Origin of the sequence: Micromonospora sp. NPDC005413 (genome assembly GCF_040606435.1) — a bacterium.
Classification (GTDB): domain Bacteria; phylum Actinomycetota; class Actinomycetes; order Mycobacteriales; family Micromonosporaceae; genus Micromonospora.
The window spans coordinates 130,768-153,413 of the sequence record NZ_JBEXEV010000010.1; the positions used below are offsets into that span (position 1 = coordinate 130,768).

Sequence of the window (22,646 nt, forward strand, 5' to 3'; positions counted from 1 at the left end):
AGAAGGTTTGCAGAGTGCAACAACACATGCACCTCCTGCGGCGGTACCTCCGGCCGCAGGGGCCCAAGCTCATCGTGCTGATGGCGCTGCTGTTCGCCAACATCGCGCTCGAGCTCGTCGCGCCGATCTGGATGAGCAAGTTCATCGACGGCGTGCAGAACGCGGCCACCATCGAGGCGCTGACCACCATCGCCCTGGTCTTCATGCTGCTGACGGTGGCCCGACCGATCGTGATGGGCATCGCCGGCTACCTCGCCGAGGACGTGGGCTGGCGGTCCACCAACGCGATCCGCACCGACCTGACCCGGCACTGCCTCTCGCTGGACCTCTCCTTCCACCGCTCCCGCACCCCCGGTGAGCTGATGGAGCGGGTCGACGGAGACGTGGCCGAGCTGCACGAGTTCCTGTCGTTCTTCTTGTTCGCGGTCATCGGCCGGCTGCTGCTCGCGGTCGGCATCATCGTGCTGGCGTTCGTGGCCGACTACCGCATCGGCCTGCTGCTGCTGGCGTTCGCGCTCTGCGTGGTGGTCATTCTGCGGCGGACCCAGAGCATCGCGATGCCCCGTTCCCGGGCCCTGCGCGAGGCCCGCGCCGACCTGTCCAGCTTCGTGGAGGAGCGGCTGGCCGCGCGGGAGAGCATCGTCGCCAACGGCGGCCGGCGGCACATGTTCCACCAGCTGTACGAGCGGATCGCCGTGCTGGTCGAGCGAACCAGGGCCAGTATGGTCGCCTCCCGGTACGCCTCCAGCCTGCTGGAGGTGATGGTCGCGCTGGCCGGCACCGGGGTGCTCGCCCTGGGCGCGTACCTGTTGACGGGCAACTCGATCACGCTCGGCCAGATCTACCTCGGCTACTACTACACCCAGCTGCTCAGCCTCAGCCTGACGGTCGTCACCATGCACATGGACGGCCTTCAGCGCGCCGGCGCGAGCATCGCCCGGATCAGCGAACTCACCGGCACCGAGACGGCGGTGCCGTCAGGCCCCGGTCGGGACGTCCCCCGCGGCGCCGCGGAGGTCGAGTTCACCGGCGTCGACTTCGGCTACGGGGAACGGCAGCAGGCCCTGAGCGACGTGTCCTTCCGGCTCGCCCCGGCGCAGACCCTGGGCCTGCTGGGCCGGACCGGCAGCGGCAAGACCACCGTCACCCGCCTACTCTGTCGTGACCACGACGTCAACGCCGGCACGGTGCGGCTCGGCGGGGTCGACGTCCGGGAGTTCACCCTGGAACAGCTGCACTCCCGGATCTCGATGGTCACCCAGGACGTCCAGCTCTTCCACGCCTCCCTGCGGGACAACCTCACCCTCTTCGACGCCACGGTCCCCGACGAGCGGATCGTCGCCGCACTCGGCGAGCTGCACCTGACGGACTGGTACGAGGCCCTGCCGGACGGGTTGGACACGGTGCTCACCGACGGCGGCGGCAGCCTCTCGGCGGGCGAGGCCCAGCTCGTCGCGCTCACCCGCGCGTTCCTCGACGATCCGGACGTGGTGGTGCTGGACGAGGCGTCCTCCCGCCTGGACCCGTCGACCGAGCGGATGGTCGAGGAGGCCACCGCCCGCCTGCTCGACGGCCGTACCGGCATCGTGGTCGCTCACCGGCTCAAGACCGTGCGGCGCCTTGACCGCATCCTGATCCTCGAGGACGGGCGCGTGCGGGAGAGCGGCGATCGCAGCACCCTGGCCGCGGATCCCAACTCGCGGTTCGCCGCGCTGCTCGCAGGAGGCAAGGCATGAGCACCATCCGGGCGACGTTCGCGCTGATCCGGTTCGCGCCGGGCTGGTACGCGCTCAACGCCTTCCTGCAGATCCTGCGCAGCGGTTTCCCCCTGATTCCGGCGCTGGTCGTCCGGGAGGTCTTCGACCGGCTCAGTGGCACGCCGGGGCTCTCCCCCGGCCTCTGGCTGCTGTTCGCGCTGCTCGTCGGCGCGGTCCTCGCGCGGGTCACCGCCCTGTTCGCCAGCGTCGCCGTGGACGGCCGCACCAGCAGCATGACCAACGGCCTGCTGGTGCGCAACGCGCTGGACCGCATCTTCCGCCGGCCCGGCGCGCAGACCCTGCCGCACACCACCGGCTCCACCGTCAACCGGGTCACGACCGACTCGCAGGCCGTGGCGGACATGCTGATCGCGAACATGGTCGTGATCGGTTCGGCGGTGCAGGCCATCGTGGCGCTCGCCATCATGGCCAGCATCGACCTGACCATGACGGTGATCGTGGCGCTGCCGATGTTCGCCGCAGGCGCGCTCATCACCTTCACCAGCACCCAGATCAAGCGCTACCACGCGCAGAGCCGGACGGCGGCCGGCGAGGTGAGCAGCCTGCTCCGCGAGTTGTTCCGGGCGGTGCAGGCGATCCAGCTGGGCAACGCCGTGGACCGGGTGACCGACCGGGTCCGCGACGTCAGCGAGACGCGTCGGGCCAGGAGCCTGCGCAGCCGGATGTTCTCCCAGGTCTTCCTCGGTTCCGTGTGGAGCAGCACGTCCGGCCTCGGCGCCGGTCTGGTCCTGCTGTTGGCGGCGAGCCGGATCGACCGGGGCGAGCTGACCGTCGGTGACGTGGTCCTCTTCATCTCCTACCTGGGCTGGATCACCGAGTTCACCGCCCTCTTCAGCCAGGGCCTCGCCGCGTACAAGCAGGCCAGCGTCTCGCTGGAGCGGCTCGACGACATCGTCGAGGGCGACGCGGGACTGTCGGCGGTGGTGGCGCCCGCGCAGATCCTGCCGGGTCCCGAGACCCCCCGCCCACGGCAGCCGGAGAGCGAGCTGGGTCGGCTGGATACCCTGCGCGTCGACGGTCTTGGTTACCGCCATCCCAGCTCGGGTCGCGGCGTCTCCGGCGTGGACCTCGAGCTGCGCCGGGGCGAACTGGTGGTGGTCACCGGCAGTGTGGGCTCCGGCAAGACGACCCTGCTGCGGGCCCTGCTGGGACTCCTCCCGGCGGACGAGGGGACCATCCGGTGGAACGGCCGGACGGTGGCCGACCCGGCCGCCGGGTTCGGACCGCCGCGGTGCGCGTACACGCCACAGGTTCCGCACCTGGTGACCGGCACGGTAGAGGAGAACATCCGTGCCGGCGCGGACGCCTCCGACGAGGAACTGCGGCAGGCGATCCACCGGGCCGTCTTCGACCGGGACCTGGCCGGTATGCCGGACGGTCTGGAGACGCGGGTGGGGCCCCGGGGCACCACCCTCTCCGGTGGTCAGGTCCAACGGGTGGCGGCCGCGCAAATGATGATCCGTCGGCCGGACCTGCTGGTCTTCGACGACATCTCCAGCGCGCTGGACGTCAACACCGAGCGTGAACTCTGGCGGCGGATCAAGGCGGACCCCGAGGCGACCTGCCTGGCGGTGTCGCACCGCGAGACCGCGCTGGCGATGGCGGACCGGGTGATCGTGCTCCGCGACGGCGCCGTGGTCGCCCAGGGCAGCTACGACGAGCTGCGGGAAACGGTCACCGAGCTGCGCCACACCACGGCCGACGACAGCGTGGACGGCCGGACGGAGACCGACGGGCACCTCGACGGCGAGGTCGTGTCACGATGACCGCCCGCTCCGACCGGCGCTCCCTCCTGTTGCGGCAGCTCCGGACCACCCTGCCGACCGCTCCGGCCCCGGCCGGCGGCGATCGGGCCGAAGCTCCGCTGACCGGCGCGCAGTCGGGGCTGTGGGTGATCGACCAGATCGACCCGGGGTCGTCGCAGTACAACGTCCCGTTGGCCTACCGGCTGCACGGGCACCTCGACCTCGCCGCGCTGGACCGCGCGCTCGCGGCCGTGGTGGCCCGGCAGGAGGCGCTGCGCGCGGTCTTCGACGCCGAGGACGACGAGCCGGTGCAGCGGTTCCAGGGGCCCACCGCCCCACTGCGGGTGGTGGACCTGTCGACGCGGACCGGGGCGGACCGGGAACGCGAGCTGCGGGAGGTGCTCCGGGCCGGGTCGAACGAAAGCTTCGACCTGGCCACCGGCCCGCTGCTGCGGGTGGTGGCGGTATGCCTCGGGGCGGACGAGCACGTGCTGCTGGTCGTGCCCCACCACATCGTCTTCGACGGGTGGTCGGTCGGGGTGTTCCTGCGTGACCTGGGCGCCTGCTACCAGGCCGAGCTGACCGGACAGCCGGCCGACCTTCCCGCTCTCGGCGGGACCTACGGCGACTACGCCCGGTGGCATCGGGAGTGGCTGGCGGGCGAGGAGTGCCGCCGCACCCGGGACCACTGGCTGACCCGGCTGGCCGACCTGCCGGCGCCGGTGGACCTGGCGACGAAGCCCCGGCGGCCCTACGCGGCGGCCCCGGGCACGCCGGTACCCGTGGGCGTGGACGCCACGTCGGCCGCGGCGTTGGACGAGACCTGCCGGCGCGCCCAGGTAACCCCGTTCATGGTGCTGCTCGCCGCGTTCGCGGTGGTGCTGTCCCGGCGCACCGGCGCGACGGACCTGCTGATCGGCTCGCCGATGGCGAACCGCCCGCTGCCGTACACCCGGCACCTGGTCGGCTACTTCGTCAACCTGGTGGTGCTGCGCGTCGATCTCGGCGGCGACCCCACCCTCGCCGAGCTGCTCGGCCGGGTACGCGACGTGGCGGTCGAGGCGTACGAGCACCAGCACTACCCCTTCCCGGAGCTGGTCGACCATCTGGCGCCGCACCGGGACACCACGGTCCCGCCCATGGTCCCGGTGACGTTCGTGCTGCAGGACGCCGAACAGGAGGTGGCGACCGACTGGCCGGGGCTGCGGATCGAGGTCGAGGAGCTGCGCGTCGATGGGACGGTCAGCGACCTGACCGTCTCGCTCGCCCCCGGGCCGGACGGCCTGTGGGGCGACATCACGTACCGCGCGGACATCTGCGACCGCTCCGACATCGAGGACCTCGCCTCGGCCTTCGCCCGGACTGTCCGGGAGTTCGCCAGCGATCCCGATGTCCGGGTCAGCAGCCTGGATGTCTGAGCGCATCACCACCACGCAAGGGCGACACGGGAGCAGCACATGACTGACGAGCAGCGCACGACGACCATCGCGGGGCGCTTCGCGGCCCAGGCCGCCCGCACGCCCGAGGCCGTCGCCGTGGTCGGCGAGGCAGGCGAACTGACGTACGCGGCCCTGGATCACCGTGCCAACCGGCTGGCCCGGCACCTGCTCAGCCGTGGTCTCCAGGCCGAGGAGCCGGTGGCGCTGCTCCAGGAGCGCTCCATCGACCTGGTGGTGTCGCTGTTGGCAGTCGCGAAGGCGGGCGGCACGTATCTGCCGGTGCACGGCGCCTTCCCGCCGCACCGGATGGCTGCCGTGGTGGCCGACGCCGGTGCCCGCTTCCTGCTGCTCGACGAGGCCAACGACCCGGCGCCGTTCGACTCCGCCGCCTCGGTCGTCCGGCTCGCGGATCTGAACCTGGACGGCGAGGCGACGGACGAGCCCGGCACGCCGGTGGCACCCGAGCAGCTCGCCTACGTGATGTACACGTCGGGGTCGACCGGGCGGCCCAAGGGAGTCGCCATCACCCAGCGTGCCGTGGTGCAGCTCGCGACGGACAGTTGCTGGCGGGCCAACAGCAGCACCGGCGCGGTGCTGTTCCACTCGCCGCACGCGTTCGACCTGTCCACGTACGAGATCTGGGTGCCGTTGCTCAACGGTGGCCGGGTGGTGGTGGCGCCGCCGGGTGTCCTCTCCGCAGACGTGCTGCGCACGCTGATCACGCGTTTCGGCCTGACCGCGGTCAGCCTGACCGCAGGCCTGTTCGACGCGCTGGCCGAGACCACGCCCGAGGTCTTCGCGGGGCTGCAGGAGGTCTCCGCCGGGGGCGACGTGGTGAGCCCCAGCGCGGCCGGACGGGTGCTGGACACCTGCCCGGAGACGGTGGTGCGGCACATGTACGGGCCCACCGAGGTCACCCTCATCGCCAGCCAGACGGCGCTGGACCGGGGCCGCCCCGCCACCGCGCCGTTGCCGTTGGGGCGGCCTCGGGACGGGATGTCGGTGCACGTGCTCGACGGGTCCCTGGCGGAGGTGGCGCCGGGAGAGGTCGGCGAGCTGTACGTCGCCGGGCCCGGGCTCGCCCGGGGCTACCTCGGCCTGCCCGGGATGACGGCGGAGCGCTTCCTGCCGTGCCCGTTCGGGCCCCCCGGGTCGCGGATGTACCGCACGGGCGACCTGGTCCGGCGTACCACGACCGACGAGCTGCTGTTCGTCGGCCGGGCCGACGGGCAGATCAAGGTACGCGGCAACCGGGTGGAGATCGGCGAGATTGAGGCGGTGATGGCCAGCCACCCGGGGGTGTCCCAGGTGGTCGTCGGGGCCCGCCCGGACCACTCGGGGAGCTACAACCTGATCGCGTACGTCGTGCCGGTGCCCCGCGGCGAAGTCTCCGTCCGGTCACTGAAGGAGCACGTCAGCGGCGTGCTCCCGGACTACATGGTGCCGCAGGAGTTCGTCCGCATGAAGCACCTGCCGCTCACCCCGAATGGCAAGGTCGACCGGCGGGCCCTGCCGGAGCCGCGCCGGCGCGCCAGCGGGTCACCCCGCAACGCGCAGGAGGCCGCGCTCTGCGACCTGTTCGCCGAGCTGTTGCACCTGCCCCATGTGGGTGTCCATGACGATTTTTTCGCTTTGGGCGGTCATTCGTTGTTGGCGGTGCGGTTGGTGGCGCGGGTGCGGGCGTTGTTGGGTGTGGAGTTGGCGGTTCGGGATCTGTTTGAGTTCCCGACGGTGGCGGGTGTGGTGCGGCGGTTGGGTGTGGTGGGTGCGGCGCGGGCGGGTGTGGTGGCGGTGCCGCGTCCGGAGCGGGTGCCGTTGTCGTTCGCGCAGGCGCGGTTGTGGTTCATCGGTCAGTTGGAGGGTGTGTCGGGGACGTACAACATTCCGTTCGCTGCGCGGGTGCGTGGTGGGTTGGATGTGGGTGCGCTGCGGTTGGCGTTGGCTGATGTGGTGGGTCGGCACGAGTCGTTGCGGACGGTGTTCCAGGAGGTGGGTGGGACGCCGTGTCAGGTGGTGTTGTCGGGGTGGGCGCCGGAGTTGGTGGTGCGTCGGGTGTCGGCGCAGGGGTTGGCCGGTGCGGTGCGGGAGGCGGCGGGTGCTGGTTTTGATCTGACGGTGGATCCTCCGTTGCGGGCGTGGTTGTTCGAGGTGGGTCCGGCGGAGTCGGTGTTGGTGGTGGTGGTGCATCACATCGCTGGTGACGGTTGGTCGATGGGGCCGTTGTTGGGGGATCTGTCGCGGGCGTATGAGGCGCGGCGTGGTGGGGTGGCGCCGGGGTGGGTGCCGTTGCCGGTGCAGTACGTGGATTACGCGTTGTGGCAGCGGGAGTTGTTGGGCGTCGAGGGTGATCCGGACAGTGTGTTCGGGCGGCAGTTGGCGTTCTGGCGTGGGGCGTTGGCGGGGTTGCCGTTGGAGTTGCCGTTGCCGGTGGACCGGCCGCGTCCGGTGGTGTCGAGTGGGCGTGGTGGGTCGGTCGAGTTCCGGCTCGTCGAGGGTGTGCATGCGGCGTTGGCGGATTTCGCCCGGGTGAACAAGGTCAGCTTGTTCATGGTGGTGCAGGCGGGGTTGGCGGCGGTGTTGACCCGGTTGGGTGCGGGCACGGACGTGCCGATCGGCACGGTGGTGGCGGGTCGGGACGACGCGGCGTTGGAGGACCTGGTCGGGTTCTTCGTGAACACGTTGGTGTTGCGGACGTCGACGGCGGGTGATCCGACTTTTGTGGAGTTGGCCGCGCGGGTGCGGGAGACGGATCTGACGGCCTTCGGGCATCAGGAGATGCCGTTCGAGCGGTTGGTGGAGATGGTCAATCCGCCGCGGTCGTTGGCGCGGCATCCGTTGTTCCAGGTGATGTTGGCGTGGCAGGGCGTCGGCGACGTGGAGTTGCGGCTCGACGGCGTGGATTGTGTGGTGGAGGACTTCGACTGGTACGCGGCGAAGTTCGACCTGGCGATGGCGTTCCAGGAGTCGCGGGACGCGTTCGGCCGACCGGCGGGGGTCAGCGGGTCGGTGGAATACAGCCTGGATCTGTTCGACCGGGACACCGCCGAGCACATCGCGGTGGTGTTCACACAGTTCATGGCAGCGGTCGCGGCGGACCCCGGGCTGCGGTTGTCGCAGGTGCCGATGGCCCAGGACGACCTGGTCGCGTTGACCGAGCGAACGGCCCGACACGTTCCGGCACTGCCCGCCGCCCAACCAGCGGCCACCACCCGCCGTGAAGCCCGCGATCCCCGCGAGGAAATCCTCTGCGGCCTGTTCGCCGAAACCCTCGACCTACCCCATGTGGGTGTCCATGACGATTTTTTCGCTTTGGGCGGTCATTCGTTGTTGGCGGTGCGGTTGGTGGCGCGGGTGCGGGCGTTGTTGGGTGTGGAGTTGGCGGTTCGGGATCTGTTTGAGTTCCCGACGGTGGCGGGTGTGGTGCGGCGGTTGGGTGTGGTGGGTGCGGCGCGGGCGGGTGTGGTGGCGGTGCCGCGTCCGGAGCGGGTGCCGTTGTCGTTCGCGCAGGCGCGGTTGTGGTTCATCGGTCAGTTGGAGGGTGTGTCGGGGACGTACAACATTCCGTTCGCTGCGCGGGTGCGTGGTGGGTTGGATGTGGGTGCGCTGCGGTTGGCGTTGGCTGATGTGGTGGGTCGGCACGAGTCGTTGCGGACGGTGTTCCAGGAGGTGGGTGGGACGCCGTGTCAGGTGGTGTTGTCGGGGTGGGCGCCGGAGTTGGTGGTGCGTCGGGTGTCGGCGCAGGGGTTGGCCGGTGCGGTGCGGGAGGCGGCGGGTGCTGGTTTTGATCTGACGGTGGATCCTCCGTTGCGGGCGTGGTTGTTCGAGGTGGGTCCGGCGGAGTCGGTGTTGGTGGTGGTGGTGCATCACATCGCTGGTGACGGTTGGTCGATGGGGCCGTTGTTGGGGGATCTGTCGCGGGCGTATGAGGCGCGGCGTGGTGGGGTGGCGCCGGGGTGGGTGCCGTTGCCGGTGCAGTACGTGGATTACGCGTTGTGGCAGCGGGAGTTGTTGGGCGTCGAGGGTGATCCGGACAGTGTGTTCGGGCGGCAGTTGGCGTTCTGGCGTGGGGCGTTGGCGGGGTTGCCGTTGGAGTTGCCGTTGCCGGTGGACCGGCCGCGTCCGGTGGTGTCGAGTGGGCGTGGTGGGTCGGTCGAGTTCCGGCTCGTCGAGGGTGTGCATGCGGCGTTGGCGGATTTCGCCCGGGTGAACAAGGTCAGCTTGTTCATGGTGGTGCAGGCGGGGTTGGCGGCGGTGTTGACCCGGTTGGGTGCGGGCACGGACGTGCCGATCGGCACGGTGGTGGCGGGTCGGGACGACGCGGCGTTGGAGGACCTGGTCGGGTTCTTCGTGAACACGTTGGTGTTGCGGACGTCGACGGCGGGTGATCCGACTTTTGTGGAGTTGGCCGCGCGGGTGCGGGAGACGGATCTGACGGCCTTCGGGCATCAGGAGATGCCGTTCGAGCGGTTGGTGGAGATGGTCAATCCGCCGCGGTCGTTGGCGCGGCATCCGTTGTTCCAGGTGATGTTGGCGTGGCAGGGCGTCGGCGACGTGGAGTTGCGGCTCGACGGCGTGGATTGTGTGGTGGAGGACTTCGACTGGTACGCGGCGAAGTTCGACCTGGCGATGGCGTTCCAGGAGTCGCGGGACGCGTTCGGCCGACCGGCGGGGGTCAGCGGGTCGGTGGAATACAGCCTGGATCTGTTCGACCGGGACACCGCCGAGCACATCGCGGTGGTGTTCACACAGTTCATGGCAGCGGTCGCGGCGGACCCCGGGCTGCGGTTGTCGCAGGTGCCGATGGCCCAGGACGACCTGGTCGCGTTGACCGAGCGAACGGCCCGACACGTTCCGGCACTGCCCGCCGCCCAACCAGCGGCCACCACCCGCCGTGAAGCCCGCGATCCCCGCGAGGAAATCCTCTGCGGCCTGTTCGCCGAAACCCTCGACCTACCCCATGTGGGTGTCCATGACGATTTTTTCGCTCTGGGCGGGAACTCGTTCTCGGCGATGCGGTTGGTCGCTCGGATCCGTGAACTGGGCGTACCGGCCCGGGTGCGGGCCGTCTTCGAGGCCCCGCGCGTCGCGGACCTCGCCCCGCTCCTGCTGGCTCCGGAGACCAGCGGCGGCGCGCTCCTCGCGCCGGTGATCCCGCTCCGTGCCGCCGGGGAGGCGACCCCGCTCGTCCTGCTGCCTCCGGTCAGCGGACTGAGTTGGGGGTACGCGTCGCTGCTGCCGTACATCCCGGAGGACCACCCGGTCTACGGCGTGCAGGCGACCGGCTGGCCGGCCGGTGACGGCTGGAGTCTCGTCGCGGCGCTGGTCGACCGGATCGAACAGGCGTGCCCGGCCCCGGCGTACCACCTGGCCGGCTGGTCGGTCGGCGGCGTGGTCGCCCACGCGGTCGCCGCGGAGCTGGCGGACCGGGGCCGGGTCGCGAGCCTGACCCTGATCGACGCCTATCCGTTCGCCGAGCAGCGACGGGTCCTGGGGATCGCCGCGTCCGATCCGGCCGCGGACGTCCTGGCCGGCTTCGCCGCCAGCCACCCGGCCGTCGACGGGCCGGCCCCCGTCGACGGGGAGACGCTGCGCGCGTCGCTCGCCGACCTGTGGGGGCTGACCCCGGACGAGGCCGACCAGCTGGTGACGTCGGCGGTGCGGTACCGGGCGGCCGCCGACGAACTGGAGAAGGCGTACCTTCCCGGCGACGTCACCCTCGTCACCGCCGGCCGCGACGAGGCGGCGGCGGTGTTCGGCCCCGAGCTCTGGCATCCGTACGTGGGCGGGCGCGTCCACCGGGTCACCGCCGACGGGGACCACTTCGGAATGCTTGCTCCACCGGCGGTGGCCACAGTCGGCGCCGCCCTGGCGGCGGCCGTGCGGGCGGACGACCGGAAGGCCGACGCCCCGCCGTCCGCTGACGATTCGACGACGAAGGAGGCGCTGGCATGGCCAGCTCGATGAGGGACCTGCGGTTGGCGTACACGGAGTTCCACGTCCGCGACGCGATCGGCGCGGCTGCGGAGTTCGCGGCCCGGCACGGCCTGGCGGCCGGGGAGCCGGCGACGTTCGAGGGAGTCACCTCGGTCGTCCTCGGACCCGCCGCCGGGACGATGGTCTTCACGTCCTCGCAGGTGGAGAGCAACGCCGTCGCCGACTACGTGGCACGCCACGGTGACGGGGTGGCGGACATCGCGCTCGCCACCCCCGACGTCCGGGCCGCCTTCGCCGCGGCGGTGGAGCGGGGCGCCGTGCCGATCGCCGCGCCGGCTCCGTCGCCCCGGCACGGCGGAGTGCTCGCCGCGACGATCGGTGGCTTCGGGGACATGGTGCACACCCTGCTGGAGCCGACCGGGCCGGAGGCGCCGGTGCCGGGTCACCGCCCCGTGGCGCCGGAGGGCACCGCCGGCCTGCTGGACACCGACCACTTCGCCGTCTGCGTGCCCGAGGGTGAGCTGGGTCGCTGGGTGGACCACTACCGCACGGTGCTCGACTTCGAGTCGATCTTCGCCGAGCGGGTGCTCGTCGGCGAGCAGGCGATGAACTCGGAGGTGGTGCAGAACGCCGCCGGCGACGTCACCTTCACCATCCTGGAACCGGACAGCACGGCCGCGGCCGGGCAGATCGACGACTTCATCGCCCGGCACGGCGGCGCGGGCGTCCAGCACGTGGCCTTCCGCACCGACGACATCGTCTCGTCGGTACGCCGGCTGAGGGAGAACGGCGTGGAGTTCCTGCCGATCCCCGGGGCCTACTACGAGGCCCTGCCGACCCGGCTGATCCCGATCGGGCACACCATCGGGGAACTGCGGGAGCTGGGTGTGCTGGCGGACACCGACCACGCCGGCCAGCTCTTCCAGATCTTCGCCCGGTCGACCCATCCGCGACACACGTTCTTCGTCGAGGTCATCGAGCGGATGGGGGCACGCCTGTTCGGCAGCGGCAACATCAAGGCGCTCTACTCGGCCGTTGCCCAGGAGCAGGCCACCGTCGGCTGACGGGTGCCCGGGGCAGCCGTCCCGGAGCCGGCTTCGTGGTCGGCGACCACCACATCCATCCCATCGCACATCGGGGAGAAGACATGTTCGGCGAGAACGAGACCGACAACGAGCAGACATTCGGCGTCGTGGTCAACGACGAGGAGCAGTACTCCATCTGGCCGCAGGGCAGGGACCTGCCGGCCGGCTGGCGGCAGGAGGGGTTCACGGGGACCCGGGAGGCGTGCCTGGAGCACGTGGGCGAGGTGTGGACGGACATGCGTCCGCTGTCCCTGCGCCAGGACATGGACCGTACCGGGATCTCCGGCTGACCGCCCGCCCCCGGAGGAGAATCATGAGCGCGCTCTTCACCCTGGCCGACTACGAGGCGGAAGCCCGCCGGCGGTTGTCGCCGCCGGTGTGGGACTTCATCGAGGGCGGCCAGGGTGACGAGCGGAGCCTGCGGGCCAACCGCGAGGCGTTCGACCGAGCCACCCTGACACCGCGGGTGCTGACCGGCACGGCGGAGCCCGACTCGACGACGGTCCTGCTCGGACACCGCTGGCCGGTGCCGATCGCGATCGCGCCGACCGCCTTCCAGACCATGGTCCACCCCGAGGGTGAGCTGGCCACCGCCCGGGCGGCGGCGGCACGGGGGGTGCCCTACGTGGTCAGCACCATGGCGTCGGTGCCGTTCGCCGACATCGCGACCGCCGGGGGCCCACTGTGGTTGCAGCTCTACGTCTTCGCCGACCGGGGCATCACCCGGCACGTCGTCGCGCAGGCCGAGGCGGCCGCCATGACGGCCCTGGTGCTGACGGTGGACACCCCGCGGATGGCCCGGCGCCTGCGTGACCTGCGGCGGAGCTTCCAACTACCGCCGGGCGTACGGCCGGCCAACCTTCCGGCCGACGACTTCGCCTCGCCCCTGGCGCACAGCCGGCGGGCATTCGCGCCGGCGCTCTCCTGGGGCGACGTCGAGTGGCTGCGTTCGGTGACTCGGCTGCCCGTGTTGCTGAAGGGCGTCGCCGCAGCCGAGGACGCGGAGCTGGCCGTGCGGCACGGTGCGGCGGGTGTGATCGTCTCCAACCACGGAGGGCGGCAGTTCAGCGCCGCACCGGCCACTCTCGACCTGCTCGGCCCGGTCGCGGACCGGGTCGGTGGGGCCGTGCCGGTCCTGCTCGACGGAGGCGTCCGCAGCGGTACGGACGTCCTGGTCGCCCTCGACCGCGGCGCGGACGCGGTGCTGGTCGGCCGGCCCGTGCTGCACGGGCTGGCCGTCGACGGCGAGAAGGGGGTGGGCGGCGTGCTCGACCTGCTCACCGAGGAGCTGGGCGAGGCCATGCTGATGGCCGGTGTGCCACGGACGCGCCGGTCCGTCGACCGGGCGCACGGGCCCGTCGGCACGGTGCACGTCTCCGACCTGCACGGCAGCCTGCGAGACCCGGTGCTCGACACGATGACGTTCCTCAACGAGGTCACGTCGCGCTATCCGGCCGCGGTCTCGTTCGGCCCAGGCCGACCGTACGAGGCCGATTTCGACCTCGATGACGTGCAGCGTCACCTGGCGCGGTACCTGGACGACCGGCGCGCCGGGGGAGCCGACGAGCCGGAACTGCGCCGGGAGATCTTCCAGTACGGCGACACCGCCGGGCAGATCCGCGACCACGTGGCCCGGATGCTGCGCGTGGACGAGGACGTCGACGTGTCGCCGGAGAGCATCGTGGTCACCGTAGGGTGCCAGGAGGCGATGCTGCTGGTGCTGCGCGCACTGCACGCGGACGCCCGGGACGTCCTGCTGGTGCCGAGCCCCTGCTACGTCGGGATCTCCGGCGCCGCCCGGATCCTGGACATCCCGATCGTCCCGATCCCCGAGGGGCCCGACGGGTTGACCGGTTCCGCCGTCGCGGCGGCGGTCCAGGCGCAACGGACGGCGGGCCGTCGGCCCCGGGCCTGCTACGTGATCCCCGACCACTCGAACCCGTCCGGGCGGACCATCCCGCTGGCCCAGCGACAGGAACTCCTCGACGTGGCCGCGGAGCACGGGATCCTGCTGCTGGAGGACTCGCCGTACCGCCTGCTCGGCGGCGCGGACCCGCTGCCGTCGTTGAAGTCGATGGACCGGCGGCGCACAGTTATCCAGCTCGGCTCGTACGCGAAGTCCATCTTCCCGGGCGCTCGGATCGGCTACGTCGTCGCCGATCAGGAGGTGGTGGACGACAGCGGTCGCCGCTGGCCGTTCGCCGCCGAGCTTGTCAAGATCAAGAGCATGGTCACGGTGAACACCTCGCCGCTGAGCCAGGCCGTCGTGGCGGGCGCGCTGCTGGCGGCGGGCCGGCTGTCCGAGGCGAACAGGCCGGCTGCCGCCCACTACGAGCGGATGCGGCAGATCATGCTGGACCGGCTCGCCCACCACTTCCCGCCCGCCGATCGGGACGACCACGGGGTGAGCTGGACCGACCCGGGTGGCGGCTTCTTCCTCCTCGTGCGACTGCCGTTCGTGGCGAGCGAGGAGGCGCTGACCCGATCGGCGCGGGACCACGGCGTAATCTGGGTGCCGCTGTCCTACTTCCAGCCCGAGGGTGGGGACTCCCACCACATCCGGCTCTCCTTCAGCTGCATCTCCGAGGAGGGGATCGTCACGGGCGTCGACCGGTTGGCCCGGTTCGTCGCTGCCGAGACGGGCTACCCGAAGCTGCTGGGAGAGAGCGGCCCGACCTGAGCGGGGCGATCGACCCGGGGCGATCGCGGCGGTTCCCGCGATCGACTCCGATCGAGCCGTCCGGTGACGTGCACCTGTAGAGCCCGAAGGGACAACATCACATGCGGGAAGACCGCTGTTGGACCGTCACGCCGTGGCGTTTCTCGGACGAGCCGAGAGCGATCGAGGAAATCCACCGGCTACTCCCCGACGAGGAGCCGTACCGGACCTGGTCGCACTTCTCGTTCGTCGCCGACAGTGGCCACGTGCACAGCGTCGACCTGCTGGTGGCGACGCCCACCGGGCTGTGCCTGGTGGAGGTGGAGACGCTCCGTGGCCAGGTCCGCAACGTCGGCGGGACCTGGCTGCTGACCACCGGCGGCCGGACCCGCGCCGTCGACAGCCCCCGGCGGACCGCCGACATCAAGGCGGCCCACCTGTCGGCCGTGCTCGGCCGGGCGGCGGCGACCCTGGGGCTGCCGGCTCCCGTCGTCCACGGCGCGGTCTATCTGCCGGAGCCGAGCCTCGACGTCGACCTGACCCCGGATCAGGCCCACCGGGTGTACGGCCCGGACCCCGCCGGACCCGCCGGGCTCCCCCGGCTGCACGCCGACCTGCTGAGCCGGCCCGCGCCGCCGGAGTGGGCGGGTGCCGCAGCCGCCGTCTCCCAAGCGATGCCGGAGCTGCTGCGCCTGGTCGGCTGCGCGCCGGTCGAGGATTGGAGCCGGATCGGCACCTGGCAGGTCACCGAGGAACCGATCGAAGTGGCCCCCGCCTGGCAGGACTACACGGCGTGGAGCACGACGCTCGACAAGGTCTCCCGCCTGGTGCGGGTCTACGTGTCCGGCCCCTTCGGTGGCGAGCAGCGCCGGGCCCTGCTGGAGGAGGCGACGCTGCGCGAGCACCTTCTGCTGCGCGGCCTCCGGCATCCCGGCATCGTCGAGGTGGTGACGCTGGGCCACCACCGGTCCGGTCCGGCCCTGCTGATGCACCAGGAGCTGCGGGCGCTGCGGCTCGACCACTTTCTCGCGCTGCATGGTGCGGCACTCGACGAGCGTGGCCGGGCCGGCATCATCCGCCAGTTGGGCGAAGCGCTCGCCGAGGCTCACGCGCAGGACGTGCAGCACACCGCCCTGTCGCCGTGGTCCGTCGTCGTCACGCCCCGGCCGCCCCGAGGCGGCACGGTCGAGCAGGGCTGGCTCGACCCGCGGATCCGGATCACCGGCTGGCACGCCGCCGGCCTCGCCTCCGCGTTGGCGAGCCAGGAACCGGCCCACCGCCCGTGGCCGGCTGATCGGGCCGGGAACGTGACGGCCGACCTGCTCGGCCTGGCGGCGCTGGCCCGGGCGGTGCAGACCGGCCGGGTGACCGACGACGCACCTCCCCAGCCCGCGGACCTGCTCCCCGACGGCGGCCCGTTCCACCCCTCCGCGGGTATCCCGGATCTCACCGACCGGCTCGTCGCCGCGGTCCGACGGGGCGACGAGATCGAAGCGGCGACCGTGGTGACGTCCCTGCGCGACCTGCCGCGGCAGCGGGGCGACGAGCTGCGGGCCGCGCGGTGACCGGGCCCGAACGTCCGTCGTCCATGGTCTCCCGGACGGCCGGCTCCGGCCGGGCGACCGTCTCCCGCTGACGAGGAGAAGCGTGCCGAACCGTTTTCTCTACCTGGCCCGACACGGTGAAGCCGTCGACGAGGGCGACCTGACCGCCCGCGGACGGCAGCAGGCGCGGGCGCTGGGGCGACGACTCGCCGCCGTGCCGCTGACCGCGGTCCACCACGGGCCGCTGCCTCGGGCCACCCACACCGCGGAACTGGTCGGCCGGGAACTTCCGGGCGTTCCCCTGCACTCCTCCCCGGTCGTGGGGGACTACGTCCCGCCGTTGCCCGACCTCGGGGCGCTGCCGGACCCGTACGCCCGGTTTCTCGACGGCGTCTCCCCGGCGGAGCGCGCCGATGGCGCCCGGCTGGCCGCGGCCGCCGTCGAGCGGTTCGCCACGCCCGCGACTGTGGAGACCCACGAACTGATCGTCACCCACAACTTCCTGATCGCCTGGTTCGTCCGGCACGCCCTCGACGCGCCGGAGGCCCGCTGGCTGGGCCTCAACGCGGCGAACTGCGCGCTCACCGTCATCCTGTACCGTCCCGACCGCCCGGCCGCGCTGGTGGCGTACAACGACGTCAGCCACCTGCCGCCGGACCAGCGGTGGACCGGGCTGCCCCCGTACGCCGGGGTGCTGACGTGAGTGAGGGCGCGCTGCCGGCGACCGCTCAGGCGCTGGCGGAGCCGCCCCAGCGGCGCACCGTCGTCCGCGACGCTCTGGCGGTCGGGCTGGCCACCGGCACCTACGGCTTCTCCTTCGGTGCTCTCTCCAACACCGCCGGGCTCTCCACCGCCCAGACGGTCGCGCTCTCCGCGCTGATGTTCACCGGAGCGTCACAGTTCGCCTTCGTGGGTGCGGTGGCTGCCGGCGGCACGCCGCTCGCAGCGGTTTTCCCCGCGGTGCTGCTGGGCCTGCGCAACTCGTTCTACGGCTTCGCCCTGGACGGGCTCCTGCGGCTGCGCGGGCTGCGCAGACTGGTCGGCGCGCAACTCGTGATCGACGAGTCCACCGCGATGACCATCGGGCAGCGGCGCGTGGAGTTCGCGTCGTTGGCGTTCTGGGCGACCGGCGGATCGGTCTTCGTCCTGTGGAACCTCGCCACGCTGCTCGGTGCCCTCAGCGGCGACATGATCGCCGATCCGGCAACGATCGGGCTGGACGCCGTCGCGCCAGCGGCCTTCGTCGCCCTCGTCGCGCCGCGGATCCGCACCCGGCCGGCGTGGCTGGTCGCCGCGGCCACCGGCGCCGTTGCCCTCTGCCTCGTCCCGTTCCAGCCCGCCGGGGTGGTGGTGCTGGCGGCCGCGGCGGTGGTGATGGCCGTCGTGACGCTCCTGCCCAGGCTCGCCGGGGTGACCACCGCCGAACGGGGCACGACGACGGAGGTGGACCAATGAGCATGTGGGTGGCGATCCTGCTGGCGGCGGCCGGGTGCTACGCGCTGAAGCTGCTCGGCTTCCTGATGCCGGCCACGCTGCTGGAACATCCGCGGGTCACCGCCGCGGCGGCCCTCCTGCCGGTCGGGGTGCTGGTAAGCCTGATCGTCGTGCAGACCGTCGGTGGCCATGAGCAGATCGTGCTGGACGCCCGGCTCGTCGGGGTAACGGCCGCGCTCGTCGCCGTGCTGCTCCGGGCGCCCTTCCTCGTCGTCATCGTCTGCGCGGCGGCGGCCACCGCGCTCACCCGGCTGATCTTCTAGGGCCCGTCCGGGGACGTCGAACGGGTAATCCGTTGGGCGAGTGTGCGTTTCGAAGGCCGGAGGTCGATGCGACAGATCAGTGCACCTGATGTGGAGGCTTGGCCTTCTGCGGGTAGATCGTCTCGTGACGGGCCAGCATGGCGACGAACTCGCCGATCTTCCGCTCGCGGGTCTGCGCCCGTTTGACGGCGTTGAGGCGATAGATGAGAGCGAACCGGTTGGCTTTGGTGAGTACGTCGAACATGGCCTGGGCGGCGGGGTCGGCGGCGATGGCGGCGAGGAGGTCGGCCGGCACCTCGGCTTCGGAGGACGGGGCGTAGGCGGCTGCCCACCGACCGTCTGCCTGTGCTGCTTCTGTCGCGGCGCGACCTGGGGGCAGCATTCGCCCCTGCGCCTCCAGTCGGGCCACGTGGGCGACGTTGCGTTGTGACCAGGAACTGCGGGGCCTGCGCGGGGTGAACCGGATCCAGGAGGTCTCCTCATCCCGTTTACGGGCCTGCCCGTCGATCCAGCCGAAGCACAGGGCCTCGTCGACCGCCTGCTGCCAGGTCAGCGTGGTGACCGTGCCGCCCTTCTTGGTCAGGGCGAGCCAGACGCCGGGCGACGTGGCGTGGTTGGCCGACATCCACACGCGCAGCGCGTCAGCGTCCGCGACGATCAACTCATCCAACTCCGCGCTCACCATGACGGTGAGGCTAACCGCTGCGCCGTGGCCGCGGCATCGGCCCAAGACTCCAGGCGAGTCGACGTACCGCCAGGCTTCTTGATCTTGGTTATTGCGGTTGACCTAAAGATAGATAGATTTGCATGTCTATTTGGCTTCGGGTATGAAGGCTGCAAGCACGTCTGGGTGCTGGTTCCTCGGGAGGAGCGACGATGAAACATGCCCTGCGCCGCCTACGAACGGTGGCCGTCGCGCTCGGCGCCGGCACACTCGGGCTGAGCCTGCTGTCAGTACCAGCCGCCGAGGCGTACTCGGTTCAGCCTCTCGCACCGCAATCCGTGCGGGCACCCGAGCCGGACCAGTTCTCGGCCGAGGGCGTCACCACGGTCGGTGAACTCCGGACCATGAACGGGTCGCTGGCCTCCGCCCAGGACGGCCGGACGCAGATCATCCGGCACCCCGGCGCGTCGTACGTCAAGGTGCACTTCAGCGCACTGCGACTGGCCGACGGCGAGTACGTGACCGTGTCGAGCCCCGACGGCCGGGAGAGCTACCGGTACGACCGCTCCCTGAACCGGGCGACCGGCGCGGACTACACCACCGACGGACAACCGGGCTTCTGGGCGATGTCGGTGGAGGGCGACACCGCAGTGGTGACGCTGCACAGCACCCGCGCCTCCCGCAGCAGCGCCGCGACGATCGACCGGTTCTGGCGCGGCTACGACCGCACGGAGATCGCTCAGCACAACTTCACCACCCAGTCCGTCTGTAGCACCGATGCCCGCCGCGACGCGGTCTGCTACCAGACCAGCCACCCCAACGAGTACGCCCGGGGCAGGGCGGTGGCGCGGCTGCTGATCAGCGGTGGCGGGATGTGCACCACCTGGCGGGTCGGCAACACCAACCGCATGCTGACGAACAAGCACTGCTTCTCGACGCAGTCCGCCGTCAGCGGCAGCGAGATGCAGTTCAACTATCAGTGCGCCACCTGTGGCGGCTCGAACCCCGGCGCCGGCACCAAGGTCAGCGGCGCCACCCTCTACAAGGTGAGCAGCGGCGGCTCCAACCAACTGGACTACACCCTCTACTCGGTGAACAACTTCGCCAACATCCAGACGTTCGGCACGCTGTATCTGGCGACGACCGCCACCACCACCGGCACGCGGATGTACGTCCCGGGCCACGGCGACGGCAGCCCGAAGCGACTGTCGATCTTCGAGGACACCCAGAACGGCGCGAACTGCACCGTGAAGAACGCGAACTACAACACCTGGAACATCAGCTACAGCTGTGACACCTCTGGCGGCAACTCGGGCTCACCGGTGCTGAACGCCAGCCACCGGGTGATCGCCCTGCACCACCTCGGCGGTTGCCCGTCGAACCAGGGCGCGAAGGCACACCTGATCTACAACGAGATTGCCAGCCTGATCGACAACGGCTGACGTCAACGGGCCGTCGGGGCGTGATGCGCTCCGACGGCTCACCGGCGTCCCGCACCTGCCCGCACCTGCCCGTGCCGTCCTGGCCGTGCCCGCAGTGCCGTCGTGCCCGCTTCACCGTCGACCGGAGATCCCGCCGGAGTCGGTTCGGGTGCTTAGCCCAGTGGCGGCGGCAGGCGCGCTGAGACCGCCACCGTGAGTCCGTCGGCGCTGCTGTCGACGACGAGGGCAGCGCTGAGCCGTTGTGCCAACCACAGGCCGCGCCGCCCGACCTCCGCCGGCCCGGGTAGACGGATCGTCACGTCGTCCAGGCCCGGACCGTGGTCGCTGATTCGGCAGGTCAGCACATCGGCGTCACGACACAGTTGAAGGTGACCGACGCCCCCGCCGTGCCGGATGACGTTGGCTACCAGCTCGTGCACCGCCAGCACGAAGTCGTCCAGCTCGGCATCGGCGAGGCCCGCCTCGCCGGCAGCGGCGGCCACAGCATGCCGCAGCCGCGTCAGGTCGGCGGCGCTGATCGGCGCTGACACCAGGCACCCTTCCGTGGCACCAGCGGAGTCACGCCCACCGCTGACACTGCTGCTCATAGCGCAAGACTGTAGCCGCAGCCCGTGACCCCGGCGGGCACGTCACCGGTTGGCACCGCCCAACGGCCGGCCGAGACCTGAGCCAACCCTGACGAACGTCGATCGGTGGCAACCCGGAGCGCCTGGGCCGCGATTGGCCGGGTTGGGCGACGGGTAGAACATCGCCGAATTGAACCTGCGGGTGGGCCGAGGAGGAGCGGTGGCAGGCAGCAACAATGGACGAGGGCGGCCCTCTCCGGGATACCGGGGCGACCGTGCCGGGTTGGACAGGGCACCACAACCCACCGCCGTGACCTCGCGTCCCGTCACGTCGGCCGCGGCCGTACGACCGTTCGCGCCGACACGCCAGGAACAGCACATGCCTATGCTCGACGCATGGACGACAACGAGCAGGCCGTCTTGACCGGGATGTTGCAGTCGGCCGAGGAAGCCGCACCGGTCGAGGCGGTCCACGCCGTCACCGGGGACATCGCCACGGCGTTGAACGCGCTCAGCGTCTCGCTGCTCATCGCCGACCTCAGCGGCCGGGCACTGGTGAGGCTCACCCACCAGACGGCCGCCGGTCGTCCCGGCCGGCATCAGGGTGAGGAGGCCGCCGAGGTTCTCCCCTTCGACGGCGGGCCCTACGAGCAGGCACTGCGCCAGCAGACCACCCAGGTGCTTCCCGGCGATGGCTGGCACACGGTGCTCGCACCCGTCGCCCAACGCGGCGAGGCCATCGGCCTGCTGGAGATCGACCTGCCCGACGAGCCGAACGCGGCCGTGATCGCGCGGATCAACCGCACCGCGCACGCGCTGGCGTTCGTCGTCATCGCCAACCGCAGGCACACCGACCTGTTCGAATGGGGGCAGCGCAGCACCCCGTTCACTCTCTCCGCCGAGATCCAACGCCGCCTGCTGCCCGCCTCGTTCACCTGCGAGGCCGGCGCGTTCGCCCTCTCCGGCTGGCTGGAGCCCGCGGCGAGCGTCGGCGGGGACACCTTCGACTACAGCGTGGCCCGTGACGTGCTGCACCTCAGCGTCACCGACGCGATGGGCCACGGCGTGGCCAGCGCGCTGACCGCCACCCTCGGTGTGGGCAGCCTGCGCAACACCCGCCGCCGCGGCGACAGCCTCGTCACCCAGGCCGAGGGAGCCAACCGGGCCCTCGCCGAGCACGCCAACGTACGCGGCGCCTACGTGACCGCCGTGCTCGGCCGCATCGACCTGGCCACCGGGCGTTGTGAGCTGCTCAACGCCGGGCACGTCCCGCCGGTGCTGGTCCGCGAGGGCCGAGCCGAGCCGCTGGAACTGCCCGCCAACTTCCCGCTGGGCATGTTTCCCGACGAGGGCTATCGCAGCGGCGAGATCCTCCTGCTGCCCGGCGACCGGCTGGTCATCGTCACCGACGGGATCCGCGAACGCAACGCCGCCGACCTGGACCTCCCCGCCGCCCTGATCAGCATCGCCCACCTGCATCCACGCGAGGCGGTCCGAGCACTGTCCGACGCGGTGCTGGCGACCGCCGGGCCGGTCCTGGCCGACGACGCCACCCTGCTCATCATCGACTGGTATGGCGGCCACGGGCCGCGATCAAGCGCCGCTGGCGCTGACATCGGCCGCGCCAGCATCCTGCGGCAGTGAGGCCGGTCACGACACCGCCGGTGACGCCTCCTCGGCGTCCTGCACCGTGTCGAAGATCCCGATGACCCGATCCACCGAGGTGATCGACAACACCGTACGCACCGCGCGACTGACCCCGGCCAGGGCGAGCCAGCCGTCCCGCTCCCGCAGATCCTTGTAGGCGACCACGAGCACGCCCAGGCCACTGGAGTCCATGAACCCGACGCCGGTCAGGTCGACCACCACCACCCGGGCACCGCTCTCCACCAGCTGGCGCAACTGGTCCCGCAACTCGGGGGTGGTGCTCATATCCACGTCACCGGCGACCTCGACCACCGTCCCGATCCGCCCCTGCCGCGTCGACAGCGTGAAGTCCATGCAACCCCCCTCAATACGGCGTGGCCGGTAAC

16 protein-coding genes are annotated in these 22,646 nt (G+C 71.3%); 13 read left to right on the plus strand and 3 right to left on the minus strand.

The genetic code is table 11. The features are described 5' to 3' along the window. The first annotated feature begins 14 nt into the window (after window positions 1–14). The 11 genes from ABZS37_RS14440 to ABZS37_RS14490 all read left to right on the plus strand — a co-directional run bounded on the left by ABZS37_RS14440 (window position 15) and on the right by ABZS37_RS14490 (window position 17,941). Window positions 15–1,736, plus strand: coding sequence for an ABC transporter ATP-binding protein (locus ABZS37_RS14440; protein ID WP_355168953.1), 1,722 nt, complete (start codon window positions 15–17; stop codon window positions 1,734–1,736). Beyond that, window positions 1,733–3,544 carry an ABC transporter ATP-binding protein gene (locus tag ABZS37_RS14445; RefSeq protein ID WP_355168955.1) on the plus strand — a complete coding sequence of 604 codons (1,812 nt, stop codon included), beginning with the start codon at window positions 1,733–1,735 and terminating at the stop codon, window positions 3,542–3,544. The genes ABZS37_RS14440 and ABZS37_RS14445 overlap by 4 nt, the downstream gene beginning before the upstream one ends. Then, window positions 3,541–4,941, plus strand: coding sequence for a condensation domain-containing protein (locus tag ABZS37_RS14450; protein WP_355168957.1), 1,401 nt, complete (start codon window positions 3,541–3,543; stop codon window positions 4,939–4,941). Before ABZS37_RS14445 ends, ABZS37_RS14450 begins: the two co-directional genes overlap by 4 nt. Window positions 4,942–4,980: 39 nt before the next feature. Next, entirely contained in the window at window positions 4,981–10,926 is a 5,946-nt protein-coding gene (locus ABZS37_RS14455; protein ID WP_355168959.1) for an amino acid adenylation domain-containing protein, read from the plus strand. Further along, entirely contained in the window at window positions 10,911–11,960 is a 1,050-nt protein-coding gene (gene hppD / locus ABZS37_RS14460) for a 4-hydroxyphenylpyruvate dioxygenase (RefSeq protein WP_355168961.1), read from the plus strand. The genes ABZS37_RS14455 and hppD overlap by 16 nt, the downstream gene beginning before the upstream one ends. Before the next feature lie 83 nt (window positions 11,961–12,043). Further along, complete coding sequence (locus ABZS37_RS14465; protein WP_355168963.1) at window positions 12,044–12,271, plus strand: MbtH family NRPS accessory protein; 228 nt, start codon at window positions 12,044–12,046, stop codon at window positions 12,269–12,271. A gap of 23 nt (window positions 12,272–12,294) precedes the next feature. Then, the gene (locus ABZS37_RS14470) at window positions 12,295–14,661 is read left to right on the plus strand and encodes an aminotransferase class I/II-fold pyridoxal phosphate-dependent enzyme (RefSeq protein WP_355168965.1); all 2,367 of its coding nucleotides are present in this window, start codon (window positions 12,295–12,297) and stop codon (window positions 14,659–14,661) included. Between the two features lie 101 nt (window positions 14,662–14,762). Further along, window positions 14,763–16,205, plus strand: coding sequence for an NERD domain-containing protein kinase family protein (locus ABZS37_RS14475; protein WP_355168967.1), 1,443 nt, complete (start codon window positions 14,763–14,765; stop codon window positions 16,203–16,205). Between the two features lie 82 nt (window positions 16,206–16,287). Then, the gene (locus ABZS37_RS14480; protein ID WP_355168969.1) at window positions 16,288–16,887 is read left to right on the plus strand and encodes a histidine phosphatase family protein; all 600 of its coding nucleotides are present in this window, start codon (window positions 16,288–16,290) and stop codon (window positions 16,885–16,887) included. Next, window positions 16,884–17,639, plus strand: coding sequence for an AzlC family ABC transporter permease (locus ABZS37_RS14485; protein WP_355168971.1), 756 nt, complete (start codon window positions 16,884–16,886; stop codon window positions 17,637–17,639). The genes ABZS37_RS14480 and ABZS37_RS14485 overlap by 4 nt, the downstream gene beginning before the upstream one ends. Next, window positions 17,636–17,941 carry an AzlD domain-containing protein gene (locus ABZS37_RS14490; RefSeq protein WP_355168973.1) on the plus strand — a complete coding sequence of 102 codons (306 nt, stop codon included), beginning with the start codon at window positions 17,636–17,638 and terminating at the stop codon, window positions 17,939–17,941. The genes ABZS37_RS14485 and ABZS37_RS14490 overlap by 4 nt, the downstream gene beginning before the upstream one ends. 76 nt (window positions 17,942–18,017) lie before the next feature. Here the strand turns inward: ABZS37_RS14490 and ABZS37_RS14495 are convergent, their stop codons facing one another. Next, complete coding sequence (locus ABZS37_RS14495; RefSeq protein WP_355168975.1) at window positions 18,018–18,626, minus strand: YdeI/OmpD-associated family protein; 609 nt, start codon at window positions 18,624–18,626, stop codon at window positions 18,018–18,020. Between the two features lie 191 nt (window positions 18,627–18,817). Here ABZS37_RS14495 and ABZS37_RS14500 point away from each other — a divergent pair, with 191 nt between their 5' ends. Then, window positions 18,818–20,047, plus strand: a complete 1,230-nt coding sequence (locus ABZS37_RS14500) for a trypsin-like peptidase domain-containing protein (protein ID WP_355168977.1) — start codon at window positions 18,818–18,820, stop codon at window positions 20,045–20,047. Window positions 20,048–20,199: 152 nt separating this feature from the next. Here ABZS37_RS14500 and ABZS37_RS14505 read toward each other — a convergent pair whose 3' ends face one another. Next, window positions 20,200–20,634 (minus strand): ATP-binding protein, encoded by a 435-nt coding sequence (locus ABZS37_RS14505; protein WP_355168979.1) that lies wholly within the window; start codon window positions 20,632–20,634, stop codon window positions 20,200–20,202. 375 nt (window positions 20,635–21,009) lie between these two features. Here ABZS37_RS14505 and ABZS37_RS14510 point away from each other — a divergent pair, with 375 nt between their 5' ends. Beyond that, window positions 21,010–22,257, plus strand: a complete 1,248-nt coding sequence (locus ABZS37_RS14510; RefSeq protein ID WP_355168981.1) for a PP2C family protein-serine/threonine phosphatase — start codon at window positions 21,010–21,012, stop codon at window positions 22,255–22,257. A 6-nt stretch (window positions 22,258–22,263) separates the two neighbouring features. Here ABZS37_RS14510 and ABZS37_RS14515 read toward each other — a convergent pair whose 3' ends face one another. Then, entirely contained in the window at window positions 22,264–22,614 is a 351-nt protein-coding gene (locus ABZS37_RS14515; RefSeq protein ID WP_354996674.1) for an STAS domain-containing protein, read from the minus strand. Window positions 22,615–22,646 lie beyond the last annotated feature (32 nt).